The organism is Flavobacterium sp., from assembly GCF_004295795.1.
In the GTDB taxonomy this organism is placed as follows: domain Bacteria; phylum Bacteroidota; class Bacteroidia; order Flavobacteriales; family Flavobacteriaceae; genus Flavobacterium.
In genome coordinates this window covers 305,235-325,480 of the sequence record NZ_SEBR01000002.1, presented here as the reverse complement: position 1 = coordinate 325,480, position 20,246 = coordinate 305,235, and the positions used below count along the sequence as shown (strand labels likewise).

General features: G+C 47.0%; 14 protein-coding genes. 10 read left to right on the top strand and 4 right to left on the bottom strand.

Annotated elements, in window-relative coordinates:
* Positions 1-699: 699 nt before the first annotated feature.
* Positions 700-1,395: an SDR family oxidoreductase gene (locus tag EOO49_RS02455; RefSeq protein ID WP_290842386.1), complete on the top strand. Its 696-nt coding sequence runs from the start codon at positions 700-702 to the stop codon at positions 1,393-1,395.
* A gap of 15 nt (positions 1,396-1,410) precedes the next feature.
* Here EOO49_RS02455 and EOO49_RS02450 read toward each other — a convergent pair whose 3' ends face one another.
* Positions 1,411-2,547 carry a lycopene cyclase family protein gene (locus EOO49_RS02450; RefSeq protein WP_290842384.1) on the bottom strand — a complete coding sequence of 379 codons (1,137 nt, stop codon included), beginning with the start codon at positions 2,545-2,547 and terminating at the stop codon, positions 1,411-1,413.
* 52 nt (positions 2,548-2,599) lie between these two features.
* On the opposite strand from EOO49_RS02450, the gene EOO49_RS02445 reads away from it, so the two are divergent.
* The 7 genes from EOO49_RS02445 (at position 2,600) to EOO49_RS02415 (ending at position 13,376) form a co-directional block, all read left to right on the top strand.
* Positions 2,600-3,493, top strand: a complete 894-nt coding sequence (locus EOO49_RS02445; RefSeq protein WP_290842383.1) for a MerR family transcriptional regulator — start codon at positions 2,600-2,602, stop codon at positions 3,491-3,493.
* Between the two features lie 53 nt (positions 3,494-3,546).
* Positions 3,547-5,010 (top strand): NAD(P)/FAD-dependent oxidoreductase, encoded by a 1,464-nt coding sequence (gene crtI / locus EOO49_RS02440; protein ID WP_290842381.1) that lies wholly within the window; start codon positions 3,547-3,549, stop codon positions 5,008-5,010.
* Positions 5,007-5,846 carry a phytoene/squalene synthase family protein gene (locus EOO49_RS02435; RefSeq protein ID WP_290842379.1) on the top strand — a complete coding sequence of 280 codons (840 nt, stop codon included), beginning with the start codon at positions 5,007-5,009 and terminating at the stop codon, positions 5,844-5,846. Before crtI ends, EOO49_RS02435 begins: the two co-directional genes overlap by 4 nt.
* On the top strand, positions 5,843-6,325 hold the full coding sequence (locus EOO49_RS02430) for a sterol desaturase family protein (protein ID WP_290842377.1): 483 nt from the start codon (positions 5,843-5,845) through the stop codon (positions 6,323-6,325). Before EOO49_RS02435 ends, EOO49_RS02430 begins: the two co-directional genes overlap by 4 nt.
* Before the next feature lie 277 nt (positions 6,326-6,602).
* Positions 6,603-8,528 (top strand): tetratricopeptide repeat protein, encoded by a 1,926-nt coding sequence (locus EOO49_RS02425; RefSeq protein ID WP_290842375.1) that lies wholly within the window; start codon positions 6,603-6,605, stop codon positions 8,526-8,528.
* Between the two features lie 193 nt (positions 8,529-8,721).
* Positions 8,722-9,483, top strand: coding sequence for a LytTR family DNA-binding domain-containing protein (locus tag EOO49_RS02420; protein WP_290842373.1), 762 nt, complete (start codon positions 8,722-8,724; stop codon positions 9,481-9,483).
* A 50-nt stretch (positions 9,484-9,533) separates the two neighbouring features.
* Positions 9,534-13,376 carry a T9SS type A sorting domain-containing protein gene (locus tag EOO49_RS02415; protein WP_290842371.1) on the top strand — a complete coding sequence of 1,281 codons (3,843 nt, stop codon included), beginning with the start codon at positions 9,534-9,536 and terminating at the stop codon, positions 13,374-13,376.
* Between the two features lie 399 nt (positions 13,377-13,775).
* Here EOO49_RS02415 and EOO49_RS02410 read toward each other — a convergent pair whose 3' ends face one another.
* Positions 13,776-15,050, bottom strand: a complete 1,275-nt coding sequence (locus tag EOO49_RS02410) for a mechanosensitive ion channel domain-containing protein (protein ID WP_290842369.1) — start codon at positions 15,048-15,050, stop codon at positions 13,776-13,778.
* 151 nt (positions 15,051-15,201) lie between these two features.
* On the opposite strand from EOO49_RS02410, the gene EOO49_RS02405 reads away from it, so the two are divergent.
* The gene (locus tag EOO49_RS02405; protein WP_290842368.1) at positions 15,202-15,609 is read left to right on the top strand and encodes a response regulator; all 408 of its coding nucleotides are present in this window, start codon (positions 15,202-15,204) and stop codon (positions 15,607-15,609) included.
* Between the two features lie 82 nt (positions 15,610-15,691).
* On the opposite strand, the gene carB is transcribed toward EOO49_RS02405, so the two are convergent.
* The gene (gene carB, locus EOO49_RS02400) at positions 15,692-18,544 is read right to left on the bottom strand and encodes a carbamoyl-phosphate synthase large subunit (RefSeq protein ID WP_290842366.1); all 2,853 of its coding nucleotides are present in this window, start codon (positions 18,542-18,544) and stop codon (positions 15,692-15,694) included.
* A 484-nt stretch (positions 18,545-19,028) separates the two neighbouring features.
* A complete protein-coding gene (gene rpmH / locus EOO49_RS02395) occupies positions 19,029-19,190 on the bottom strand; it encodes a 50S ribosomal protein L34 (protein ID WP_008464848.1) in 162 nt (53 codons plus the stop codon).
* Positions 19,191-19,426: 236 nt separating this feature from the next.
* On the opposite strand from rpmH, the gene EOO49_RS02390 reads away from it, so the two are divergent.
* Positions 19,427-19,942, top strand: a complete 516-nt coding sequence (locus EOO49_RS02390; RefSeq protein ID WP_290842364.1) for a DUF2892 domain-containing protein — start codon at positions 19,427-19,429, stop codon at positions 19,940-19,942.
* The last annotated feature ends 304 nt before the right edge of the window (positions 19,943-20,246 follow it).

The following is a 20,246-nucleotide window of genomic DNA, read 5'->3' as shown; positions in this document are numbered from 1 at the left end:
GAAAGAACTCGCCGGAACTTTTTCTCGAATGTAGAAACTTTTGGGTGGCTCAAACAACTTCCATTTGCGGGAATTTCCAAGACGTCAGGTGCCCGCCAAAACGCTCAAATGCCGGACTATTTGGAAAGTGTCTATTGACATTTTTCCGCCGCTTTCGCTTTGGAAAAATGTGTCTCCGAGACACCTTTTTTCCTCAATCGCGAGAATCGTTTCCATAACGTCGTCACCGGAAATTTTTGGCATTGAAAACCCGTGCTTCGAAACAACCGAAGACCAGTGAGAATTGGCGGGAAGCCGCATTTTCCTAAGACCTAACAAATCTCCGAGATTTGTTAGGTCTGGCCGAAGTTCGGGGAAAAAACCGAGTGTTGATTACAGATTTTCTGTAGAAAATGTTAGAGTTTTTTTCATTTCCGAATTTTTGGGGCTGTCAGGTCGCGTTTTTGGTTCAGCCGCAAGGCATTTTTGGTTCTTTTGTTGCCAGACAAAAGAACTCCCCGCCGGACAGGCGACGAATTACAACACACGGCAGCGAAGCTGCCGCAAACACAAAATGAGCGAAGCTCATTTTTATTAGGCTTCGAGAGAAAAAAATCAAAACAAAATCCAATTCTTTCCCAAATACCACCAAACGCAAAGCGTTAGCCCTAATTTAGCAACACACAAGGCTAAACCTCAAACAATTCCAAACCAAAAAAAATGCAAAAAAAAACCTTTATAATAGCAGGCGGCACCAGCGGAATCGGCCAACAAATCACAAAAAAACTCTTGGAAAAAGGTAACGCTGTACTAACGATCAGCCGAAAAAAACCAGAAATCGAAGACCCCGAAATCGAACATTTCGAACACGATTTCCTATCGGACGCGCCACTTCCCAAGATAGAAACACAAGTAGATGGTCTGATCTATTGCCCGGGCTCGATCACGCTAAAACCGATAGGAATGCTAAAACCCGAAGACATCCTGAACGATTTCAAACTCAACGCCGCCGGAGCATTCGCGTTCGCAAAAGCCTACAAAGCAAATCTTGCTGTTGACCGCAATCCCGGCATCTTATTTTTCAGTTCGGTTGCCGCTTCGGTCGGAATGCCTTTCCATGCCAGTGTTTCGATGGCAAAAGGCGCAGTCGAAGGTTTGACGCTTGCCTTATCCGCAGAGCTTTCTCCCGCCATAAGAGTGAACTGCCTCGCGCCATCGCTTACAGATACGCCACTCGCCCAACCTTTGTTGAGCAACGATGCCAAGAAAAGCGCCAATGCCGAAAGACATCCGTTGAAACGCGTGGGAACCGCAGAGGAAATTGCGCAACTCGCAGTGTTCGTGCTCACGGAAGCAACTTGGATGACCGGACAGATCATCGGAATAAATGGCGGTTTGGGAAGTATGGTGAAATAAGAAAAGTGCATCAAGTCAGCGATAGCCGCGGAACATTTGCCTGATGATGTGTGTGATAAAAAGGCGTTTGGGACAACTCGCCAATATTCTGATTTCCTGCCAAAACGTCGTTTCTTCCCTCAAAAAACGCAACACGAGTTCGGGTGAGGCGCGTCGGAACAAAGCCGTGAAAATCTCCTTTCCACGCGCATTTTCGTGAAAAAGTACCGATACGAAAATCTTGTCGTACCAACGGAAGCGATCGGTGCGATGGAATTTGGAAAAATCCGCATTATCAGAACCCAGATATTTCAAGGTTTTGACAGCCAACTTTTTCGCGTACATCAAAGTGTAACCCGTGCTCGGTTTTGTCCATCCGCCGGCAGTTCCTATATGCAAAACGTTCTTGGTGTTGGCTTTCCAAAAAGGAAAAGCAGTCATCGGGATCACGCCAGATTCCTTGCCGACGATCTTGTATTCCTCGATTTTCTTTGATATCAGATACGACTCGATTCCCGCTTCATATGCTTCGTCAAGAAGTTTGTCGCGAGAAAACAACGTATACTCCACCAAAGCTTTGGATTCCGAAAACGGCAAAACGTAAACGAAGCGCGTATTGCCGTCCTGTGCAATGTCAAAGTCCATAAAAGTCGCGCGGTCACTGTCAAAACAAGGTTTCGGTGTTTCGACGATCCATCCCGCAAAATGCTGCAACAGCAACGGATATTCCGCGGACGATTCCACTTTTGGAGCGACGCTGTTGAAAACCTTTTTGCCGATGTGTTTCCCGAAATCGGTTTCCACCTCGACCAAATTTCCGTTGTCGCTGATGTTGCGTACGGTTTCCGTAGTAAAAATCGCACCGGAATGCAACTTTACTTTTGTCGTGACCGATTTTTCCAAAGCTTCGGGCGACAGCAATTTGTACCCATATTTCCCGCGAAGAATTTCCTGTTCAACACCAGATTTGAAAACTGCCTTATTCCACCTTTTGGTAAGCAGATCGTCGAATTCGCCCGCGCCTTCTTCCCAAAAGCACCACGTTTTGTTCTGGCGTTTGGAATCGTCGAGGATCAAAATCGATTTTCCCGACAACATTCCGCGCGAATCCATGGCGTGGAGCACCAACATTGCCGAAAGGCCGTATCCGCAAAAAATGTAATCGTAAACCATCTTGGCTAAGCTATAACATTTACCTTAGTTGTTCAACACATCGACCGGAATAATGAACAACATAAAGTCGGAATTCACGATAAAAGATCTCGAAAACCTCTCGGGCATAAAAGCGCACACGATTCGCATGTGGGAACGAAGGTACGCGATCCTGCAACCGCAGCGAACCGACATCAATACGCGTTATTACGATGTGGAGAATCTGCAGAAACTGCTCAATGTGGTCTTGCTCACAAAATACGGTTTCAAGTTGGCGCGGCTCGGAACGATGGACGGCGCGGCACTTGACGCCATGGTAAGGGAAGTGCGATCGGACAAATACGACCGCAACCACGTAGCCCATCTTTTCAAGATTGCCATGATGACGTTCGACCAACACCTGTTCATGAAAACTTATGCCGATCTTTTACAGGAACGCAGTTTCCGCGAGGTTTTTTTCGACTATTTCATCCCATTGCTCGACGACATCGGGATTTTGTGGCAAACTCGCACGATCAGTCCGGCTCACGAACATTTCATCAGCGGATTGATCCGAATGAAAATCCTGTCAAACACCGACCGTTTGCTCTCGAAAGCGCCGCAAGCCACCAATCGCGTCTATGCACTTTTCCTGCCGTACGGGGAAATCCACGAACTGGGTTTGCTTTACCTCAATTACGAACTGACTAACTTGGGCAACCACACGATTTACCTCGGCGAAAGCATACCTTTGGAAAGCCTTGAGCGCGTCAAGACTTTGTTCAAGGTCGTGACCTTTGTGACCTATGCGACGGTTGCGCCACCAAAACACGAATTTGCAGGCTATCTCGAACAACTCGAACAGCGGCTGTTGCGCCCGGAATGCGAGCTTTGGGTTCTTGGAGCGCTGGTTTACGAGCAGCCGAGACACGCAAATCGCAACATCAAATTCTTCAATTCGCTCAAAGATGCGTTGAACGAAGTGTAAAGTTTTGGAAAAGCCCAAAATAATGTTTAACAAAACCGTAATTTGCTTAAACAATGAAAAAACGCGTTTACATTATCGGTTCCGGGTTTTCGTCCCTCGCGGCATCTTGTTATCTCGCGCAGTCGGGCTATGACGTGACCGTTTTCGAAAAAAATGCGCACATCGGCGGAAGGGCGCGACAGTTGATTCGCGATGGATTCACGTTCGACATGGGCCCGACATGGTATTGGATGCCGGACGTTTTTGAAAGATTTTTCGCCGACTTCGGAAAAAAGCCAAGCGATTACTACTCGCTAACGAAACTCAATCCGGCGTATTCCGTCTATTTCGATTCGGATACGCGCGTTGCCATTCCCGACAATCCGGACGAAATCGCATCGGTATTCGAAAAAATCGAGGCCGGAAGCGGCGCCAAGCTCGACAAATTCCTCACCAAAGCAAAAACACACTACGATATCGCAATAGGTGATCTGGTTTACAAACCTGGAGAATCTGTGTTTGAATTGGTTTCTACTCAGACCGTTCCGCGTTTGGGACAATTCTTCGGAAACATCAGAAACGACATAAAATCACGTTTCAAATCGCAAAAACTCAAAAGCATTCTCGAATTTCCGGTGTTGTTCCTGGGCGCAAAACCACAGGACACGCCATCGTTCTACAACTTCATGAACCACGCCGATTTCGGTCTTGGAACATGGCATCCGAAAGGCGGAATGGCAAGCGTCGTCCAAGGCATGGAAACGCTGTCGCGCGAACTCGGAGTCAACTATGTGACCAATGCAAATGTTGGCGAAATTCATTGTTCCGACGGAAAAGTCGAAGGTTTGACGATAAACGGAAGGCTCGAAAATTGCGACATCGTGTTAAGCGGCGCCGACTATCATCACACCGAGACACTTCTGCCCAAAAAAATGCGAGCCTTTAGTCCAAAATATTGGGAGAAACGAGTTTTTGCGCCGAGCGCTCTCTTGTTCTATGTCGGATTCGGGAAAAAACTCAAGAACGTCGACCATCACACTCTGTTCTTCGACACGAGTTTTGACGACCACGCTTTCAACATTTACGACGTGCCTTCCTGGCCGGCGAATCCTTTGTTTTACGCCAGTTTCCCGTCTTTGACCGACGCAACTTTTGCGCCTGACGGATGCGAGGCGGCAACATTTCTGATCCCGATCGCGCCCGATCTGAAAGACGACGACGCAACGAGGGAACTGTATTTCGACAAAGTTTTACTACGTCTGGAAAAACTCACGCGCCAATCGCTTCGGTCTGCAATCCTGTTTCGCGAAAGCTATTGTGTAAGCGATTTCAAAAAAGATTACAATTCCTATAAAGGCAACGCCTACGGATTGGCCAATACGCTTTTGCAGACGGCCTTCCTGAGACCGCCGCTTCGAAGCCGAAAGGTGAAAAACCTGTTCTTTTCCGGACAGCTTACCGTTCCCGGACCAGGTGTTCCGCCGGCATTGATTTCGGGCAAATTGGCCGCCGATTTAATTCACAAGCACAACCCATGAAAAAATTGTTCGACGATGTGTCCGGGGCGTGCAGCCGGCAACTGACCAAGACTTACAGCACTTCGTTTTCGACGGCTGTTCGCATGTTGGCGCCATCGATCCGTCAGGACGTGTACAACATTTACGGATTCGTGCGCCTGGCCGACGAGATCGTGGACAGTTTCCTCGACTACCGCCAACAGACGCTTCTGGATCAACTTCGGACGCAAACTTACGAGGCTGTCAGCGACGGCATCAGCCTGAATCCTGTGCTGAACGCATTCCAGGAAACAGTCAACCGATACGATATGCCCATGAAGATGATAGACGATTTCCTGAGAAGTATGGAAACCGATCTCAACAAGAAAACTTACGATTCGAAAGAAGAATACGACCTTTATATTTACGGTTCGGCCGATGTCGTCGGACTGATGTGCCTGCATGTTTTCGTAAAAGGCGACGCCAAAAAGTTCGACGAGCTCAAAGCCTCGGCGATGCGATTGGGTTCGGCTTTCCAGAAAGTGAATTTCCTTCGCGATTTCAAAGCCGATTTCGAACTTTTGGGACGCGTCTATTTTCCTGGAACCGATTTCGAGACGTTGAGCGACCTCGACAAAAAGAACATCATCGCAGATATACACGAAGATCTCGAACAAGGTTTCCAAGGCATAAAACGACTTCCGATAGAAGCGCGACTTGGTGTGTACGTCGCTTATCGCTATTATCGTGCATTGCTCGGCAGACTGAACCGTATCGCATCTGAAGATCTGAAAAAACGACGCATCCGCGTGCCCAATTACAGCAAGCTTACCCTGTTCGCCCGCTGTTATCTCGACCATAAACTGAACCTGATATGAACGCGATAGTTATCCACATCATCATATTTGTCGCGACTTTCCTGAGCATGGAAGCTGTCGCTTGGTTGAGCCACAAATACATCATGCACGGCTTTCTGTGGATCTGGCACGAAGACCACCACAAAAAAGACGGGGATTCCTGGTTCGAAAGAAATGATTTGTTCTTCGTGACTTATGCCGTGGTCTGCATCACGCTTTGCCTGTTGTGGCGCTTCGACATTTTCGAATACGGATTGACGGTAGGCGCCGGGATTTTCTGCTACGGAATGGCCTACTTTACCGTTCACGATATTTTCATCCACCAACGTTTCAAACTTTTTCGCAACACCGACAATCGCTATGCGAGAGCCGTTCGTCGCGCCCACAAAATGCACCACAAGCATTTGGGCAAGGAGCACGGGGAATGTTTCGGGATGCTTTTTGTTCCTTTCAAGTACTTTCGGGAGGAATACAAAAAAGCGAAAAGGGAAACCCGTTAAGATTTCCCTTTCCAAATGTCTTGATTTTTTTTGCGAATCCGATATGGATCTGGTGGAAGCGCGTGGTTTTTTCAAAGTTCCGAAGCACGAAAACGGTCAGGTTCCACAGGCGCATTTATCTTCCACGCCATATCCATAAGCTTTCGGAAAACGAACCTTCACGACCAAAAAAAGCCGTCGCCGCGGAATAATAAGTCGGACGGACGGAATAATCGACGCGGCATTTGGGTTGGAAAGCATCGCCTATATTTGCTTGAAGTAAACCAAACCGAAACCCGTGAAAGCAAAACTACACTTTCTTGTTCCCGCCATTGCGATCGGTTTTGGGGCGCACGCACAAATGGCGCAACTCGACAGCCTGAAACGCGTCGTGAAATCGACCAAGTCAGACACGGCCCGCGTCAATGCGCTGAACAAGATATCGAACCACTTCCGCGAAAGCTATCCTGATTCCACCCGCGTTTATGCCGTGAAAGCCCAGACGCTTTCGACCAATATCGATTATGACTTCGGATTGGCATCGGCTTACCAGAACAACGGAAATGCACAAATCATTTTGGGCGAGTACAAAAAAGCGCTCGCGTCGTTTGGGAAATCCCAGTCGCTTTTTACCGATCTGCTCGAAAACGACGAATCGAATGTTTCCATCAAGAACGCTTTGGGGCGCACTTTTGCGAGTTCGGCCGTCGTGCATTCGGAACAAAGCGACTACGCACGTTCGCTGACCGATTATCAAAAAGCGTTGCAATTGTTCACCGAAACGGCCAACAAACCAATGATGGCACGCGTTTACAACAACATTTCGGTAGTTTACAAATCCCAGGGAAATCGCGACAAGGCACTTGAACATCTGAAACACGCTTTCGATTTACAACAACAGACCGGCGATTTGTCTGCGGCCACGACGTTGATGAATATGGGTGCGATCGAATTCGACAAAGGCGATCTCAAGTCGGCGAAAGCCAGTTATGAAAAGGCCGAAAAGCTGTTTCCTGATTCGAACAACCAACGCGATTTGGCGCTTTTGTACAATTATTGGGGCGATTATTATCGGAAATTGGGCGACTTCGGGAAAGCGTCCGAAAATTATTCCAAGTCATATTCCAAATATTCCGAACTCAAAAACGCTTTTGGACAATCGTTGGTTTCGTACAACCTCGGACAACTTTACCTCGAAAAAAACGATTTAGAGAAAGCACTCGACTTTGCACAGCGTTCGGCAGATTTTTCCAGGGAAATCGGGGCGTTGAACCAATTTTATCACTCCGAAAAACTGCTAAGCGAAATTCTCGAAAAAACAGGAAATTCCAAATTGGCGCTTGACCATTACAAGAAGTACGTTTCGGCCCGCGACAGCATCGTGAACCAGGAAAACACGCGCAAGTTCGCTTTGGCCGAGATGAATTTCGAGTATCAGAAGAAAGAAGCATTGCTCAAGGAAAAGAACAAGCGGCAGACGCAATTCTTCGGATTGGCCGCGCTCGTGGTTTTGCTTTTGATCGGATTGATCGTCGTGATCTACAACCGACGCCAGGTAAAACGCCGCCTGACGCTGCAAAAAGAAGTCGCCGAATACGAACAGAAAGCCTTGCACTTGCAGATGAATCCGCATTTCGTTTTCAACTGTTTGGGTTCGATCTCGAGTTTTATCGTGCAAAACGGCACCGATTCGGCTTTGAAATACCTGTCTAAATTCTCGAAACTGATGCGCCTTACGTTAGAATATTCCAAAGGTTCGCTGATTCCGATCGACAAGGAAATCGAGAGTTTGCAGAATTATCTCGAATTGGAACAATTGCGCTTCCACAACAAATTCGATTTTGAGATCAGATCGAGCGAAAAAGTCGAGTTCAACATGGGATTGCCGCCGCTTTTGGTGCAGCCTTTCGTCGAGAACGCGATCCTGCACGGCATGGTTCCAAAAGAAGGTCACGGACATATTTTAGTGAGTTTCGATGTATCGGAAAACCAGCTAATCGTAACGATCTCGGACGACGGCATCGGAATTTCCCAGTCGAAGATCCTCAAGGAGAATTCGGTCACGGCACACAAGTCGATGGCGCTCGAGATTACGCGCAAACGACTCGAGATCATGGAATCGACCACGGCCAAATCAGCTCAGATCGAGATTGTCGATTTGTGTGGGATTGGGCAAAATGGGACGAATGTGATTTTGAAATTGCCGATTCAGTATGTTCCGTGATGACAACCAAATTTTAAATTCCAATCCCGATAGCTATCGGGACAAATTCCAAATCCCAAAACGCAATGGGGATAAAAGATTCTCAAAAACGAACAAAAAACAAAGAACAAAGAACAAAAAATAAAGAATAACGAACAACGAATAACGAACAACGAATAACGAACAACGAATAACGAATTTTGAAGTGGCTCAGATGATAACAGCAATCCTGATTGAAGACGACAAACACCTGCGCGAAGGCCTGAAAGCGCTTATTGAACGCTATACCGACGACATCGCGATAATCGGGGAAGCCGACAGCGTGAAAGCGGGAATCGAAGCCGTGCAGGAATTGAAACCGCAAGTGATTTTCCTCGACATCCATTTGGGCGACGGCACCGGATTCGACATGCTCGAGAAACTGGCCGAAAAGTCCGGCAAGATAAAGGCGCACATTGTTTTCATTACCGCTCACGAGCAATATGCGGTGAAGGCTTTCAAGTTTTCGGCACTCGATTTTATTCTGAAACCCGTCGATTTCGAGGAATTGCAGACGACGATTTCGAAGATAAAAGACGCCGTTCGCCACAACAATTCGTTCGAGCATATCGATTTGCTGTTGGAAAACATCCGCAAGAAAGTCGACAATTTCAAACGGATCGCACTCTCAACCAGCGACGGAATCCATCTTTTCGAGGTTTCGGACATCATCAGGTGCGAGGCGAAAGTGAATTACACCCAGTTTTACATCAAGAACCACAAACCTGTTTTGATCGCGAAAACGCTCAAGGAATACGACGAATTGCTTTCGGAACACGGGTTTGAACGCATCCATCAATCGCATCTGATCAATTTGGCCTATCTGAAATCTTACATAAAATCAGACGGCGGTTATGTCGTGATGTCTGACAATTCAAACATCCCGATCGCCCAAAGCAAAAAAGACAAATTACAGGAACTTATCAAAGCACTTTGAAACGACATAAAAAAAACCATCAATCAAAAAACGAACAAAAAAAATCTATCATGAACAAACCAATACTCTTCCTGATCTTGCTGTTTGCCGGGATGGCGAATGCGCAAACGGTCACCATACCGAATCCCGTTTTCAGGGCAATCCTGCTATTTTCCGATACGACCAATACGATTGCGATAGGCAGCGACAACGTCACACCAATCAAGATCGATGCGAACGGCGACGGACTTATCCAGGTAAGCGAAGCCTTGGCCGTGCACCAACTCAATCTGGGCGGTTTTCTCATGACCGATATTTCTGGTGTGGAAGCCTTTGCGAACCTGCGCGTTCTGGAGTGTCCGAACAATCAACTTTCAACGCTCAACGTGAATCCTTTGGTGAACCTGACAAGGTTGAATTGCTCCGGCAATGCACTTACAAGCCTGGACGTAACCGCGTTGACAGATCTCGATTTCCTTTTTTGCGAAAACAACCAGATCGCGAACCTGAACCTGGGAACGATTCCAGAGCTCAAATTCGTGACCGCCGACGGAAACAACCTCGCCAATCTCACGCTGAACGGATTGCCGAAATTGGCAGCGGTGGCTGTGAGCAACAATCAGTTGACCGGCATTTCCTTGTCGAACTTGCCGATGCTTCAAACGCTCGAAGTCAGTCACAACCAACTTACTTCGCTCAACGTGAGCCAGATTCCGAGCCTGACGCAATTGCTTTGTTTTTACAACCAGCTTACCTCGCTCGATCTTTCGGCCGTGCCCAATTTGACAAACCTCAATTGCGGCGAAAACAACATTACGACACTCAACCTCAACGGATTGACGAATTTGAGCAACCTGCAATGTTCTTATTTGCCGAATAATGTCGTGATCAACGGAAACAACCTCAATGCTTTGACCAATTTTATGTATGTGGGACAAAATTCGGCCGTGACTTTCAACGGATTCCCGAGCCTGGCCAACATTACCGTGAATCTGGCACAACCGACGGTGACTTTGAATCTGTCGGGCTTCAACGCGAACACCAACGTTTATATGTTTAGCGGACCTGTCACGAATCTTACCGTGAACGGAATCGGAGCTTTGCAACTCAAGGCGATAAATTGCTCGAACAACCAACTTACAGCCTTGACCTTGAACGGAATCAATGCGTTGAAATCGCTGAATTGCAGCAACAACAAATTGACTTCACTCAATTTGAGCAACTTGCCCAACCTCGACTATCTCGACTTGAGCCGAAACAAAATCGCGACGCTGAACTTGAGCGCGCTTCCCAACCTGAAACACCTCGACTGCAACAACAACAAGCTTTCGAGCCTGAATTTGAGCGCATTGCCCGCACTTGAATACTTGGATTGCTCGAATCATCCTGATTTCGATATCATCGGAAACCAGATCACTTCGTTGAATTTGAGCAATTTGCCGAACCTCAAGTATTTCGACTGTTCGAATTATGCGTTCGCCGGAATTTTGGGCGCGCTTGGAAACCAGATCACTTCTCTGGACGTGAACAGCCTGACGAATCTTGAGCAACTTCGCTGCAACAAGAACAATATCTCGACTTTGGTCGTGAACAATCTGACGCATCTGACGCATCTCGACGTGTCTTATAACTTGTTGACGAGTCTGGATTTGATCGGATTGACAGATTTGGTCTATCTGAATTTCAACAACAACCAGCTTTCGAACCTGAACATGACAGGTTTGGTGAACATCACGGAATTGCAGTGCGGCTTCAACCAGATCGCGACTTTGAACGTGGTAAATATGCCGAATCTGATGAAACTTTATTGCAGTTCGAATCTGCTCACGACTTTGAATCTAAGCGGCCTGAACCAAATCACAGACCTGAACTGCGAAGTCAACCAGCTCACGACGCTCGATGTGACGCAAATGCCAAACCTCCAGTACCTGAACTGCAACTCCAACCTACTGTCGAATCTCGATTTGGGCAACGTGCCGAATCTCAGGGAACTTCACTGTGTCGGGAACGGTTTGTCGGATTTGAATTTGAATGCGCTTTCGCAACTGCAGCACCTGAATTGCGGCGGAAACCAATTGGCCAACCTCGATGTCCAGGCGACGACGAATCTGCTGGATCTTTTTTGCGGACAAAACCAACTCACGAGTTTGTCGGTGAACAACCTTCCGAATTTGCGCGGATTGGATTTCAGTTTCAATCAAATCAGCACCATCGACTTGAGCACGGCGACGAATTTGATCAGTCTGGATTGCCACAACAACCAACTTACGAGCCTCGACGTGAGCAATTCACCAAACCTTTACGGATTGTATTGCTACGACAACCAGATCACCTCACTTGACGTCAGTAACGCCAGCACGCTTACCTATTTGAGAGTGCAAAACAATGCCCTCACCGAATTGCTGATGAAAAACGGAAGCTTCGAGACCGATTTCAACGTGGCGAACAACCCGAACCTGGCCTACATTTGTGCCGATGACGCGCAACTTGCGAGCGTACAATCGCAATTGAACACTCTGGGAATGACAGCTACGGTTTCGAATTCGTACTGTACATTTTCTCCGGGCGGACCGTACAACACCGTGATCGGGACGACGATCTTTGACGGAAACAACAACGGTTGTAACGTGAACGATCCTTTGCATCCGAACATCCGCGTCGATTTTACCGATGGTTTCAACACGGGATCGGCGTTTACGAATACACTTGGCGTTTGTACGTTCTATGCCGATGCCGGAAACTATACCTTGTTCCCGAACATCGAGAATGCGTCGGCTTTCAACATTTCCCCGGCCAGCGCGTCCATCGATTTCCCGAACAACAACTACAACATCAGCAACCAAAGTTTTTGCCTTTCGGCCAATGGCGTGCATCCTGACTTAGAGATCGTGATTTCCCCGATTTCTCCGGCGCGTCCGGGTTTCGATGCGGTTTACGAAATAGTCTACAAAAACAAGGGCAACCAAGTGCTTTCGGGCGACGTTACGCTCGGCTTCGACGACACGAGACTTGACTTGGTGACGATGCTTCCGACCGCCGACGTCGCATCTGCAAACAACCTGCAATGGACGTACACCGGATTGTTGCCGTTCGAGAGTCGCGTCATCAAACTTGAGTTCAATGTGAATTCTCCTACTGAAACGCCGTCTGTAAACAATGGAGACATTTTGGCTTTCACGACCGCGATCACTCCTGTGACAGGAGACGAAACGCCGTCTGACAACACTTTTACGTTCAATCAGGTCGTGGTGAATTCTTTCGATCCGAACGATATCACTTGTCTGGAAGGCGAATTGCTTTCTCCGGCAGAAATCGGGAATTACCTGCACTACATTGTCAATTTCGAGAATACGGGAAGCGCAAGTGCTGTAAATGTCGTGGTTCGCATGCAAGTGGACGAAAGCCAATACGACCTGCATTCGCTTCAGGTCATGAACACGTCCCACGCCGCACGCACGGCCATTCGAGGAAATCTGGTCGAGTTCATTTTCGAGAATATCGAATTGGAAGCGCCTAGCGATCCACCGGTTGGCGGACATGGAAACGTATTGTTCAAGATCCGTTCGAACGATGGATTGGTTCAGGGCGACTCGGTCTCGAGACAGGCACAGATTTTCTTCGATTACAATTTCCCGATCGAAACCAACAATGCCGAAACGATTTATCAAGCCTTGCAAACTCCCGATTTTGCCGACAATAGCGTATCGGTTTACCCGAATCCTTCTAACGGAATCGTGAATGTGAAATCGACTTCGGAAGTAAAATCGCTTGAACTGTTTGATGTTCAAGGAAGATTGTTGCAACAGAATCTGAACTCGGACAGCATCGATATTTCGTCGCGAAGCACTGGTTTGTACTTTTTGAGGATCAAGACCGATAAGGGAATTTCGGTTCAGAAGATCAGTCGCAAGTGATTTGTGGTTTTGGCGTTTTGGATTGGCTGATTTTTATCAAAATAAGTAATTGAATTTCAAAAATTTAACTGTCGCCATTTCCGCTTTTGATTTCAGGAATTTGGGTTGGAAGTTGGCGGTTTTGTAGGATTTTGGCCGATTTTACGATAATTTCTTACAAAAATGACCACCCTGTCAGGGTTATAAACCCTGTCACTGTTTTAAACGGTGACAGGGTTATTTTTTTTTGCGGATTTAAAAGGAATCCCAGCTCCAAAGCAACCTCCATCAAAGTAAAACCTGAACCCATAAAACTTAGCATTTCCTCCCGATAAACTCAACACGAAACTTAGAATCTGATTTAGATGGCTAGCAAATGGAAGTTGGAATTTGATCCAAATACCTATCAGAATGGAATCTTCACGACCTCCATTCCCGGAAATCATCACCCGAAGGTTCCTCAAAAATCGCAAGCCCGAACTCGGGAACGATTGTCATGAGATGATCGAAAATATCGGCGATTATGACTTCGTAATTGATCCAGCGCACATCGGTCGTAAAACAGTAAATCTCGAGCGGCAAACCTTGAGGTGTAGGCGAAAGTTGGCGCACCATCGTGGTCATGTTTTTATGGATGCGCTTGTTTTCCCTGAGATATTCCTCGGCATAAATCCGGAATACGCCAATATTGCTCATGCGGCGGATGTTGACCGAAATCGATTCGGCATCGATATTCCTGTTGTGCTTCTCGATTTCCTTCTCGCGCTCGATGATGTAATTGCGGATGAGCCTGTATTTCTTGAAATTTGCGATATCGTCGGCGTCCAAAAACCTGAAACTGCTCATTTTAAGGTGAATCGAACGCTTGATGCGACGTCCGCCCGATTCCTGCATGCCGCGCCAGTTCTTGAACGAATCGGAAATGAACGCATAAGTGGGAACGGTCGTGATCGTCTTGTCGAAGTTCCGGATTTTTACCGTGGCCAGATTGATCGACAAAACGTCTCCGTCAGCGCCGTATTTTGGCATTTCAATCCAATCGCCCACGCGCACCATGTCGTTGGCCGAAACCTGGATACTCGCGACGAATCCCATGATCGTGTCCTTGAAAATCAAGATCAGGATGGCCGATGCCGCGCCCAGAGAAATCAGGAAAGCATAAGGCGATTGGCCCGTGAGTAGCGAGAAAATCATGATGCCGCAAACAAAGAAAACCAGTATTGTGATCACTTGGGAATAACTGTCGAGTGGCTTGTCCTCAAACGCCTTCTTCGATTTGAGCCAGTCTTTTACCGACCTCAGGATGGCGTTGACGAAAAGTCCGACCATCAGGATCACGATCACATCGGTCACTTTCAAAATTCCGCTCACCAATTGCGGGAATCCGACAAAAACCAAAGGAAAAAACTGCTTGGCTATCACGACCGTTATGATGTGCATAAAATATTTTACGACCTTATTTCGCAACAGGTAATCGTCGAGTTTTGTTCTCGATCTTCTCACGGCCTTGATAATGAAATACAGCAGGATTTTTCGGAAGAAATAATCAACCACGAACAAAATAAAGCCGAGACAGGCAATGAGCAAAACCGCATTTACGGTATGCGCGAGTTGTTCTGACAAGCCGATGTCGCGCAAAACCTTGAACAGCGCATCGTAAATTTGGGATTGGACTTTTGGAGCGGAAAATTGCATAAGGCGTGTATTTTTTACAAAGCAAGCGATTCTTGTCCGCAAACCCAAGATATCGGACAAATCGGCAGAAAACAAAAGTGGAATCCTGCACAAAACAATTGTCCAAAAAGCCAATATATGCACTAAGTTTGCCAGTACTAAATGTAGAGATATGATATTTTATGCCGATGACGATTTAGACGACCTGGATTTTTTTACCGAAGCTGCCAGCATGTTGGGCCGAAAGGTAAAAACGTTCACACTGGGAGACGATTTGATCGACCAACTCAAGAATCCACCGCCGAAAGCCGCGATAATTTTTCTGGACATCAACATGCCGAAAAAATCAGGACTTCAGATTCTGAAGGAAATCCGATCGGCAGAACTTTGGAACAAACTTCCTATCGTAATGCTTTCGACAGCCAAGGAACAAGCGATGATCGAGAGCAGCAAAGGTTCCGGCGCCAATCTTTTCATTACCAAATCGGCCAACTTCGAAAAATTCACCCAAAACCTCAAGCGCGCTTTGGACACCAATTTCTCGTCGCATCCGAACCCACAACAATTCTATTTCGCCTAAAAGCAAGTACGAATTCCCGATAGATAAAAAAGCCCTGATTTCGACGTCAGGGCTTTTGTTTTTTGCAGATGATCTGAAAATCTTATTTCGACAAATACATCTTGCGACGCGAGTACAACTCATAAAATTGGTCGTCCTTCAAATCGTCGATGAACAAAATGCTTTCGCCAGTCGATTTCATTTCGGGTCCGAGCGCTTTGTTCACGCCGTGGAATTTCGAGAAAGAGAAAACCGGCTGCTTGATCGCGAATCCTTTGAGCTGCGGATTGAACGTGAAATCTTTGACCTTTTTCTCGCCCAACATCACTTTCGTCGCATAATTCACGTAAGGTTCGCCGTACGCTTTTGCGATGAAAGGCACAGTTCTCGACGCGCGCGGATTGGCCTCGATGATGTAAACCGTATCGTCCTTGATCGCGAATTGGATGTTTATCAATCCGACGGTTTTCAAGGCCAGGGCAATTTTCTTCGTGTGATCCTTGATTTGCTGCATCACGAATTCGCCCAAGTTGAAAGGCGGAAGCGTCGCGTTCGAATCACCCGAGTGGATTCCACAAGGTTCGATGTGCTCCATGATTCCGATGATATAGACGTCTTCACCGTCGCAGATCGCATCGGCTTCGGCTTCGATCGCCCCGTCGAGGTAATTGTCGAGCAGCAATTTGTTTCCCGGAATGCTTTTGAGCAAGTCGATGACGTGTTCCTCGAGTTCCTGTTTGTTGATGACGATCTTCATGCCTTGTCCGCCCAAAACGTACGATGGACGCACCAATAGCGGAAAGTCAAGAACGTCGGCGAGTTTCGAGGCTTCTTCGGCCGATTCCGCAACACCGAATTTCGGGAACGGAATGTGAAGCGACTCGAGCAGTTCGGAAAAACGCCCGCGGTCTTCGGCCAAATCGAGCGCATCGAAGCTCGTCCCGAGGATTTTGATGCCGTAGCGATCGAGTTTCTCGGCCAGTTTCAAAGCCGTTTGTCCGCCAAGTTGCACGATCACTCCTACCGGATTTTCGTGTCGGATGATATCGTAGATGTGTTCCCAGAAAACCGGCTCGAAATACAATTTGTCGGCCGTATCGAAATCTGTCGAAACCGTTTCCGGATTGCAGTTGATCATGATCGTTTCGTATCCGCATTCTTTCGCCGCCAAAACGCCGTGGACACAAGAATAGTCGAATTCGATTCCTTGTCCGATGCGGTTCGGGCCCGATCCTAAAACCACGACCTTTTTCTTGTCGGACACGACAGATTCGTTGTCAACATATCGCGTTCCGTCGGCTTTTTGGATTTCGGCCTCGAAAGTCGAGTAGTAATAGGGCGTTTTTGCCTTGAATTCAGCCGCGCACGTGTCGACGAGTTTGTAGACGCGTTTTACGTTCATTTGCTCTCTCAAATTGTAGACCTGAGATTCGAGACAGCCGATCATGTGGGCGATCTGTCTGTCGGCGAAACCTTTTTGCTTGGCTTCGAGCAACAGTTCCTTTGGAAGACTTTCGATCCTGAAATTCGAGATTTCCTTTTCCAAAGCATACAATTCCTCATATTGCTTCAAAAACCACATGTCGATTTTGGTGATTTCGTGGATTCTCGAAAGCGGAATGCCCATCGCGATCGCATCGTAGATCACAAAAACGCGATCCCAGCTTGCGTGCGTGAGTTTGTCGATGATCTGTTCGTAATTTTTGTAGCCTTTCCCGTCGGCGCCAAGCCCGTTTCTCTTGATTTCGAGCGATTGCGTGGCCTTGTGGAGCGCTTCCTGGAACGATCTTCCGATGCCCATGACCTCGCCTACCGATTTCATCTGAAGTCCCAAAGTTCTGTCGGCGCCTTCGAATTTGTCGAAGTTCCAACGCGGGATTTTGACGATGACGTAATCGAGTGTAGGTTCGAAAAGTGCCGAAGTCGATTTGGTGATCTGGTTCTGCAATTCGTCGAGATTATAGCCGAGTGCGAGTTTGGATGCGATTTTCGCGATCGGATAACCTGTCGCTTTCGAAGCCAAAGCCGAGGAACGAGAAACGCGCGGATTGATCTCGATGGCCACGATGTCTTCTTTTTCGTCTGGGGAAACCGCGAATTGCACGTTGCAACCGCCGGCGAAATTCCCTATAGAACGCATCATTTTGATGGCCATGTCGCGCATTTTCTGGAAAGTCGCGTCAGACAGCGTCATCGCCGGAGCGACCGTGATCGAGTCTCCGGTGTGGATTCCCATCGGATCCATATTTTCGATCGAACAGATGATCACGACGTTATCGTTCTTGTCGCGCAAAAGTTCCAATTCGTATTCTTTCCAGCCTAGCAATGCCTTGTCGATCAAGACTTCGTGGATTGGGGAAGCTTCGAGTCCGCGGGTTAGCAATTCGTCGAAATCTTCTTTTCTGTGGACGAAAGCCGCGCCCGTTCCACCTAGTGTAAATGACGGGCGGATCACGAGCGGAAATCCGAATTCCTGGGCGATTTCCTTTCCTTTTAGAAAAGACGTCGCGGTTTTGGCCGGAGCCGCCGGAATGTCGATGCGTTCCAGCAATTGCTTGAATTGTTCGCGGTCTTCGGTGATGTTGATCGCGTTGATGTCAACCCCGATCAGCTTCACGTTGAAATCTTCCCAAATGCCTTTTTCTTCGGCCTCGAGGCACAAATTCAGCGCTGTTTGTCCGCCCATTGTTGGCAAGACCGCGTCAATTTGCGGATGTTCCTTGAGGATCTCGATGATCGATTTGGTCGTGAGCGGCTTGAGGTAGACGTGATCGGCCATGGTTGGATCTGTCATGATCGTCGCCGGATTCGAGTTGATCAAAATGACCTCGATTCCTTCTTCGCGAATGGAACGTGCCGATTGCGAGCCGGCGTAGTCGAATTCACAAGCCTGTCCGATTACGATTGGACCTGATCCTATAATCAGTACCGACTTGATGGAAGTGTCTTTTGGCATGTATGTAAAGTTGTGTTTAGTAGTTACTTAAACTCGTTGTTCGTTGTTCGTTGTTCGTTATTCGTTATTCGTTGTTCAAAATTAATTCGATCTGAATCCCGAAATCAACTCCGTGAACTTCTTTCAATGTTGAACAACGAATGTTGAATAACGAATGTTGAATTTTGAACGTATCCTAGCCCGGATGCAAGCGGAAAGCCTTTTGCAGGAAATCGCCTTATTTTTCGCTTTTGCGGAAGCGACCGAAGGAAGCTCTTCGCAAAAGCAGAAAAATTTGCGGTTTTCAAGAAAGCTTACAGCGGCAGCCGGATTCAGCTTCTGATAATCAATATTTTTTTGAACTTTTTTGTCAGAAAACCTTAGAATTTCTTGAATGTTGAATAACGATTAACGAACAACGAATTTTGAAGTTTTTTGTCCCGACAAGGTATAAAAAAAGGCGATACCGATAAAAGTAACGCCTTTGTAAATGCTGTTTCCAACATTATTTTTTGTGTCTTGGCTCAGAAGAAACTGTCAACTTGTGACGTCCTTTTGCACGACGACGCGCAAGGACTTTTCTACCATTGGCAGATGCCATTCTGTCCATGAAACCGTGTTTGTTTCTTCTTTTTCTCTTTGATGGTTGAAATGTTCTTTTGCTCATCGCTAAATATCTTTAAATATCCTGAATACTATCGTTTGATTCGGTAGTGATTACGTGTTTTCAAAACCGAGTGCAAATATAGGCGTAATTTCTTTTTTCGCAAGTGGTTTTTGAAAAAATATTTTCCGCTTGTTTTTGATTGCGGGAATCATTCGGTATTTGATCGCGCTCTTTCCTGTTTTGACTTTCGACTTTCGACTCAAAACCACTATATTTGCCCCGCAAAAAAGTACACCATGTTCAACAAAAATATCAAGATTGTCTTTGCCGTATTGATTTTCGCGGCCGCTGTTTGGCAATTTGTGGAAGGCAATATCGGGAACGGGGTTTTCCTTATCATTTTGACGGCGCTCCCGATTCTGCTTTATTTCAAAAACGAATTCATCCTTTTGGCTTTCCTCCGCCTGAGAAAACAGGATTTTCCGGGCGCCCAGAAATGGCTTTCGAAAATCTCGAATCCGGAAACGGCTTTGGTGACCAAGCAAAAAGGCTACTACAATTACCTTCAGGGCATCATGCTTTCGCAGACGAACCTGAACCAAGCCGAGAAATATTTCAAGAAAGCGGTCGAGTACGGATTGTCTATGGATATGGATATGGCCGTAGTAAAGCTTCAGTTGGCGGGAATCGCTGCGGGAAGACGTCGCAAGATCGAAGCACAAAACTTGTTGGCCGAAGCCAAAAAACTCGACAAACACAATATGTTGAAAGACCAGATAGCGATGTTGAAGGAAAACCTGAAGCGCATCTGATCAAAAGACTTCTATAAAATCTGCCCCGTTCTTTTGAGCGGGTTTTTTTTTGGACAATTCCAAATTTCATCCTGATAGCTGTTGGGATCAAATCTGAATTCCATTCCGGAAGCTCCCGGACCCAAATCTCAATTCTATTGCGATAGGTGTTGGCACGCCAAATCTCAACTTCCAAATTCCATGTCGATGGCTGTCGGGAACAGATTCCGTCTGATGTGACCGAACCAATTTGGGGTTTTGGATGCGTTTTGCGTCGGAGGCTACTTTTTTCGATCGGTTTTTCAAAATTACCCTGTCACCGTTT